Origin of the sequence: Streptomyces odonnellii, assembly GCF_000981895.1 — a bacterium.
Classification (GTDB): Bacteria; Actinomycetota; Actinomycetes; order Streptomycetales; family Streptomycetaceae; genus Streptomyces; species Streptomyces odonnellii.
Window position 1 is genome coordinate 1 of sequence record NZ_LATD01000558.1, and the last position, 6519, is coordinate 6519.

A 6519-nucleotide genomic window follows, 5' to 3' on the forward strand; every position below is an offset into this window, starting at 1 on the left:
GGCAGCCTGGGGGCGTGTGTTGGGTCGGGCTGGGGGACGGGCCGGTGCCGGTACGGGTAGTGGCACCGGCGCCGGAAAGGTGCTCCTGCACGGGCTCACGGGGCTGATCGTCGCCGGGGCCCTGGTCCTCGTGGGCCCCGGCGCGGCGGTGGCCGACGGCGTGTCGGGAGTCGCGCGCACCGGGATCGCGTCCGTCTGCTCGGGGCGTCCCCAGAAGACGGTCGGCTTCGCCACCGGTGAGCTGCGGATCTACAAGGCACGCGACTACGCCTGCGCCCTCACCGTCGCCAAGGACCCCGGCACCAGGCGGGAGATGACGGTCAGTCTCCAGGCACGCGGCGCACGCCCGGTGGTGGACAGCGGAAACTTCTCGCAGCAGGCGGGCCCGGTCACGGTCCATGCCCTGAACCGATGCGTAAGGGTCTCCGGCGCCGTCTCCGGAGTCTCCGCCTCCACCGGTTGGATCCTCTGCTGAACCGGCGCCGACCCGGCTCTGGCGGGTCGGGCGTTCGGCCCGCTAGGTTCACGGCGTCTGTCATGAACACAGGGGAGAGCGAATGCGCAAGGCGCTGAGATGGCTGTTGTCGCTCGTGCTGATCATAGGCACGGTGGCCACGGCAGGCGCGGCCACCGCCGCCGATCGGAGTGCGGACCACAAGCCCGCCACCGACACCACCGACATCAAGGACCGGATCCTCGCGATCCCGGGGATGAGCCTGATCCAGGAGAAGCCGTACGAGGGGTACCGCTACTTCGTCCTCAACTACACCCAGCCGGTCGACCACCGTCATCCGTCCAAGGGCACCTTCCAGCAGCGCATCACCCTGCTGCACAAGGACACCAGCCGGCCGACGGTCTTCTTCACCGGCGGCTACAACGTCTCGACCAATCCGAGCCGCAGTGAGCCGACCCGGATCGTCGACGGCAACCAGGTCTCCATGGAGTACCGATTCTTCACGCCGTCCCGCCCGCAGCCGGCCGACTGGTCGAAGCTGGACATCTGGCAGGCGGCCAGTGACCAGCACCGGATCTTCTCGGCGCTGAAGCAGATCTACCCCAAGAAGTGGCTCTCCACGGGCGGCTCCAAGGGCGGTATGACCGCCACCTACTTCGAGCGCTTCTACCCGCGCGACATGGACGGCGTCGTCGCGTATGTCGCGCCCAACGATGTGGTGAACACTGAGGACTCGGCGTACGACCGGTTCTTCGAGCGGGTCGGCACCAAGGAGTGCCGCGACAAGCTCAACGCCGTACAGCGCGAGGCGCTCGTCCGGCGTGAGCCGCTGGAGAAGACCTACCAGGAGTGGGCGGACGCCACCGGCGCCACCTTCACCACCGTCGGCACGCTGGACAAGGCGTACGAGGCCGTGGTGCTCGACTTCGTCTGGGCGTTCTGGCAGTACAGCCTGGTCTCGGACTGCGAGTTCATCCCGGCCGCGGCGACCGCCTCCGACCAGGAGATCTACGACACCATCGACGCGATCTCCGGCTTCTCGGCCTACACGGACCAGGGCCTGGAGACCTACACGCCGTACTACTACCAGGCCGGCACGCAGCTCGGCTCGCCCGACATCAAGCAGCCGCACCTCGGCAACCTGAGCCGCTACGGCTACCAGCCGCCGCGGAACTTCGTGCCCCGCTCCATCCCCATGAAGTTCGACTCCTCCACGATGCGGGACGTCGACACCTGGGTCCGCCACCACGCGAATCAGATGCTGTTCGTGTACGGGCAGAACGACCCGTGGGGTGCGGAGCCCTTCCACCTGGACCGCGGCGCCCGTGACAGCTATGTGTATGTCGCGCCCGGCGCCAACCACGGTGCCAATGTCGCGGCCCTCGTCCCGGACGAGCGGGCGAAGGCCACCGCCCGCATCCTGGAGTGGGCGGGCGTCGCCCCGGCCGCCGTCCAGCAGGACGCGGCGAAGGCGAAGCCGCTGGCACCGTTCAACACCAAGCTCGACCGGCAGAAGACCGAGCGCGAGCAGCACACCCTGAGGCCGTAACTCCTCAGCCGCCGGTCCGCCGGCGGCCTTGCTCGGTGTGCCTGCCGTGCCCGCCGTTCCCGGGTCCCTGGACCCGGGAACGGCGGGCACAGCTCTGTGCGCCCCGATGCGCGCCTGTGCCCGGCCGGTCAGTAGGACAGGCCATGACCGATCGGATAGAGCACCAGCGCCGGGTCGTCCGCGTGCTGCACCGGTACGGGCAGCCGGCCCCGTGGCCGCACCCGGCCCGCGATCACCCGCGCCGCGGCCCGTACTTCGACGTCCGTCCAGGAGTAGGCGGCCAGCGAGGCCGTGACGCCGGACAGCCGCGCGATGTCATAGGGATTGCGGATGGCGACCGAGACCAATGGCACACCGGTCGCGGCGAGCGCGCTGACGAGCGTGCGCTGTGAACTGGTCGCCGAGACGTTGTACGTGGCCACGATCACCGCGTCCTTGCCCTGGGCCCCCGCAACCGCGGCCTCGATCTGCGCCGCGCTCGGGGCCGTACCGGTGGACAGGGCCGTGGCGGTGAAGCCCAGTTCGGTCAGGGCCTTGGCGAGCACAGTGGTCGGCGGACCGGTCGTCCCGGACGGTGAGGCCGGATCCGCCCCGACGACCAGCAGATTCTTCTTCCGGCGGGGGCGCAGGGGCAGCAGCCCTTTCTCATTCACGAGCAGCGTGGTGGTGTGCTCGGCGATCCGGTCGGCGGCGGCGAGATGCGCCCGGGTGCCGACCGTACGGTCCAGATCCCGCGCCGAGACGGTGGCGTCCCGGAACAGGCCCAGCCGTTCCTTCAGTTCGAGGATGCGGAGGATGGACTCCTCGATGCGTGCCTCGCTGATCTCGCCGTCCTTGACGGCGGTCAGGACGGCGTTCCACGCGAGCCGCAGATCGGGCGGATTGAGCAGTTGGTCCACCCCCGCCTTGAGCGCGAGCACCGGCACCCGTGCGTCATCGTACTTCTGCCGTACGCCCTCCATCCCGAGCGCGTCAGTGATGACGACGCCCTTGTAACCGAGCTGCTCGCGCAGGACGCCGGTGACGATGGGGCGCGAGAGGGTCGCCGGGTCCTCGCTCGGGTCCAGGGCCGGGACGACGATGTGCGCGGTCATGATCGAGGCGACACCGGCGTCGATCGCGGCCCGGAACGGCGGCGCGTCCAGCTCGGTCCACTGCTCACGGGTGTGGTGGATGGTGGGCAGTGAGTAGTGGCTGTCGTCCTTGGTGTCGCCATGGCCGGGGAAGTGCTTGGCCGCTGTGGCGATCCCGGCGCTCTGATAGCCCGTCACCTGCGCGGCGACCATACCGGCCACGGCCTGCGGATCGGCGCCGAAGGAGCGGACCCCGATGACCGGGTTGGCCGGGTTCACATTGACGTCCGCGTCCGGCGCGTAGTTCTGGTTGATGCCCATGGCGGCCAGCTCCGCGCCCGCGATCCGCGCGGCCTCGCGGGCGTCGGCGTGCGACCGGGACGCGCCGAGCGCCATCGCTCCCGGCATCAGCGTGGCCGGCTTGCCGACCCGGGCGACGATGCCGTGCTCCTGATCGGTGGCGATCAGCAGGGGGACGGGGGTGTTCTGCGCCAGGCCGGCCTTCTGAATGCCGTTGGAGAGGTCGGCGATCTGGCGCGGATCGCGGGTGTTGTGCGCCCAGGCGAAGTAGATGATGCCGCCGACGTGGTACGTGGAGATCAGCTCGGCGGCGGTCCGCACCCCGATCTCGGCGAGGTTCGCGTCGATGTCGGCCTGGTCGGGCGCGGTCGCGGAGTGGCCGTACACCCGCATCACAAAGAGCTGGCCGACCTTCTCCTCCAGGCTCATACGTGAGATGAGCCGGCGGAGGCGGTCGCGGCGGCGCGCGGCGAGCTGTGGGGAAGCGGCCGCCACAGGGGCGGCCTGACTGGCAACGGCGCCCGCCGCTACGGCGGTTGCGGCGAGGAGAGCGCGTCTGGAGATGGTCCGGTCGTGCACTGGTGCTCCTTCCGGCTGTGCGCTGCGGGAGAACTGAAAAAAACTTCCAAACCCAAACGAGTATCCGGGAAGTAACTGCCAGTCAAGGGATCCGCCACGGAAAGCGTCTCTGCGCGGCGTGGCTGTACAGCGGCGGCACGGCGGGTGGCGCGACGGCGGCGCGGCGGCGAGGAGGGCCGCCACCGGCGCAGGCAAGGGGGGCGCACCGGTGGCGGTGTGCGGCCGGCCGCGGGCGGCTGAAGAGGGGAGTCGGCGATCGCAGCCAGCGGGCGAGGCCGACACCGCCGCGCAGATTTATCGGCGCACACCAGTAAGACGAGTGGTATGGGCCGGAGGTTCCGAAGGTCCGGAAATTCCGTGATGGGCGGACGGGCGCGGTACGAGCGCTCCCGGAGGAGACTGCCCGGCGTCCGTACCGCCGGGGCGCGCGGCATCTGCCCTGTCAGAGACTCTCCAGATACTCCCGCCCGGCCGCCAGCAGCCCCGGCAGCTCCTCCGCCGAGGGATACCAGCGCTTCTCGTACTCCCAGCACACCCAGCTCGTGTCATCGAGCAGCGCCAGGCACTCGCCCAGTGGCAGCACCCCCGCACCCAGCGCCAGCGGTGTGGTGTCCCGCGCCGAGGCGATGTCCTTCACCTGGACATAACCCAGGTAGGGGCCGAGCGCGGCATGCGTGACGACCGGATCCTCGCCGCCCAGCCAGGTGTGCATCACATCCCACAGCGCCCCCGCCTGCGGGTGCCCCACCAGCCCCAGCACCCTGGCCGCGTCCGCTCCCGTGCGGTGCGAGTCATGTGTCTCCAGCAGGATCCGGACGCCGACATCCGCCGCCATTTCCGCCGCCCGGGCCAGTCGGCCCGCCGCCGTCGCGTCGGCGTCGGCCGGGTCCCGGTCGCCGCCGCCCGGGAAGACCCGGACGAACGGGGCGCCCAGATCCCCTGCCAGCCGCACCAGCTCCTCCAGCTCCTGGCGCACCCGCTCCCCGTCGGCCTCCGCGCTCGCCACCCGCGCGTACCCCGCCACCGTCAGGATCTCGATACCCGCCCGCTCGAACGCCTCGGCCACCGCCGCCCGTTCACCCGGGCCGATCCCCGGATGCACCGGCTCCTCCGGATGGGCCCGCAGCTCCACCCCCTGATACCCCGTCGAGGAGGCGAGTGCGACGACCTCGGGGATGGGCAGCCCCGGCACTCCGAGGGTCGAGAACGCGAACTTCACCGGCCTGTCTCCTCTCGCTGCACGCTCCCCGGTCCGTCCTGGGATATGACCGCTTCTTCCCCCAGTGAAAGCCGCCAGTCCTGCCCGATCAGGTCCGCTCCGTACGAGTGGTGCGGTTCCTCCGCGACAAGAGTGAACCCGGCCCGCTGATACAGGGTGCGGGCCGCGGCCAGGACGTCGTTCGTCCACAGCACCAGCTCCCGATACCCCGCCGCCCGGGCGAACTCCACCACTGCCGAGACCAGCCGCTCCCCGAGGCCATGCCCCCGGGCCCCCGGCTCGACCAGCAGCAGCCGCAGCCGTGCGGTGTGCGGCGCGGAGTCCCGTGCCTCCGGCGGGTCGTCCCGTACACACATCACCGAACCCACCGGACTGCCGTCCAGCTCGGCCATCCAGACCCGCTCCAGCAGCGGATCGTGGTCCCGGGCGAAGTCCGCCACGATCCGGGCGACCAGGCCTTCGAACTCGGTGTTCCAGCCGTACTCCGCCGCGTACACCGCGCCATGGCGCTGTACGATCCAGCCCAGTTCGCCGGGGACCGGCTCACGCAGCACCGGCCCTTCGTCGCGCGGCGGCCCGGGGCGCCCGGCGCCGAGGATGTCCCGTACCGTCCGCATCGCCTCCGTCAGCTCCGCACGCCGCTCGGGCTCGACCCGGGAGAGCAGCGAACCGACGGCCTCCCGCGACCGCTCGTCCAGCAGCGCGGCGGCCTCGCGGCCCCTCGCTGTCAGCGTTATCCGCCGGCGCCGCGAGTCCTGCTCCGACGGTGCGCGCCCCACCAGCCCGTCGCGCTCGAACTTGGTCAGCAGCCGGCTCAGATATCCCGCGTCGAGCGAGAGCTCGACCCGCAGATCGGCGGCGTCGGTGCGCGGCGCGTGCGCCAGCTCGTACAGCAACCGCGACTCGGTGAGCGTGTACGGCGTGTAGAGGTGCTTGCTGTAGTCGAGCGCCCCGATGAGATTCGTGTAGAAGCGGTTGAACGCGCGGATTTCCTGGACAGCCATGACCCACCCCCGACTTTCCCGGACCTGTTCCCGGTCTCGTCCCCGGACTTTTCTTTGACTGGGTCAACGTTATGTCCGGCCTCCGGCTGCCGACAAGGCCCTGCCGATGCCTTGGCGTCTACTCGCCACTCACCTCCCGGCGGCCCAACAGACCCCACAGACCCCGCTGCCCCCGCGGATCCGTACTCCCTCAGTCGCCCCGCGACAGCCTCGGCCGCCCCGCGACCGTCCCAGCCCTCCGCGACCGCCCCGGTCTCCCCGGTCTTCCCGGCCTCAGCCCGCCGCCCGCGGTGGCGCCGTCGACGCCCGCGCCATCAGCTCCGCCGCGATCGTGGCCATCC

The 6519-nt window shown here is 70.8% G+C and carries 5 protein-coding genes; 2 read left to right on the plus strand and 3 right to left on the minus strand.

Features of this window, described 5'->3' with window-relative positions; translation table 11 throughout:
* Window positions 1-79: 79 nt before the first annotated feature.
* Window positions 80-475: a hypothetical protein gene (locus WH07_RS34955; RefSeq protein WP_046509108.1), complete on the plus strand. Its 396-nt coding sequence runs from the start codon at window positions 80-82 to the stop codon at window positions 473-475.
* Window positions 476-557: 82 nt separating this feature from the next.
* The gene (locus WH07_RS34960) at window positions 558-2003 is read left to right on the plus strand and encodes a S28 family serine protease (RefSeq protein WP_046509110.1); all 1446 of its coding nucleotides are present in this window, start codon (window positions 558-560) and stop codon (window positions 2001-2003) included.
* A 128-nt stretch (window positions 2004-2131) separates the two neighbouring features.
* On the opposite strand, the gene WH07_RS34965 is transcribed toward WH07_RS34960, so the two are convergent.
* The 3 genes from WH07_RS34965 to WH07_RS34975 form a co-directional block, all read right to left on the minus strand.
* Window positions 2132-3955: a glycoside hydrolase family 3 protein gene (locus WH07_RS34965; RefSeq protein WP_046509112.1), complete on the minus strand. Its 1824-nt coding sequence runs from the start codon at window positions 3953-3955 to the stop codon at window positions 2132-2134.
* Window positions 3956-4397: 442 nt separating this feature from the next.
* A complete protein-coding gene (locus tag WH07_RS34970; RefSeq protein WP_046509113.1) occupies window positions 4398-5174 on the minus strand; it encodes a sugar phosphate isomerase/epimerase family protein in 777 nt (258 codons plus the stop codon).
* Window positions 5171-6178, minus strand: coding sequence for a bifunctional helix-turn-helix transcriptional regulator/GNAT family N-acetyltransferase (locus WH07_RS34975; RefSeq protein WP_046509115.1), 1008 nt, complete (start codon window positions 6176-6178; stop codon window positions 5171-5173). Before WH07_RS34975 ends, WH07_RS34970 begins: the two co-directional genes overlap by 4 nt.
* Window positions 6179-6519: the final 341 nt, after the last annotated feature.

Bases quoted from the DNA above. Each gene is read 5' to 3' on its own strand.
- WH07_RS34960 (WP_046509110.1), top strand. From the start codon at position 558: ATGCGCAAGGCGCTGAGATGGCTGTTGTCGCTCGTGCTGATCATAGGC.
- WH07_RS34975 (WP_046509115.1), bottom strand. From the start codon at position 6,178: ATGGCTGTCCAGGAAATCCGCGCGTTCAACCGCTTCTACACGAATCTC.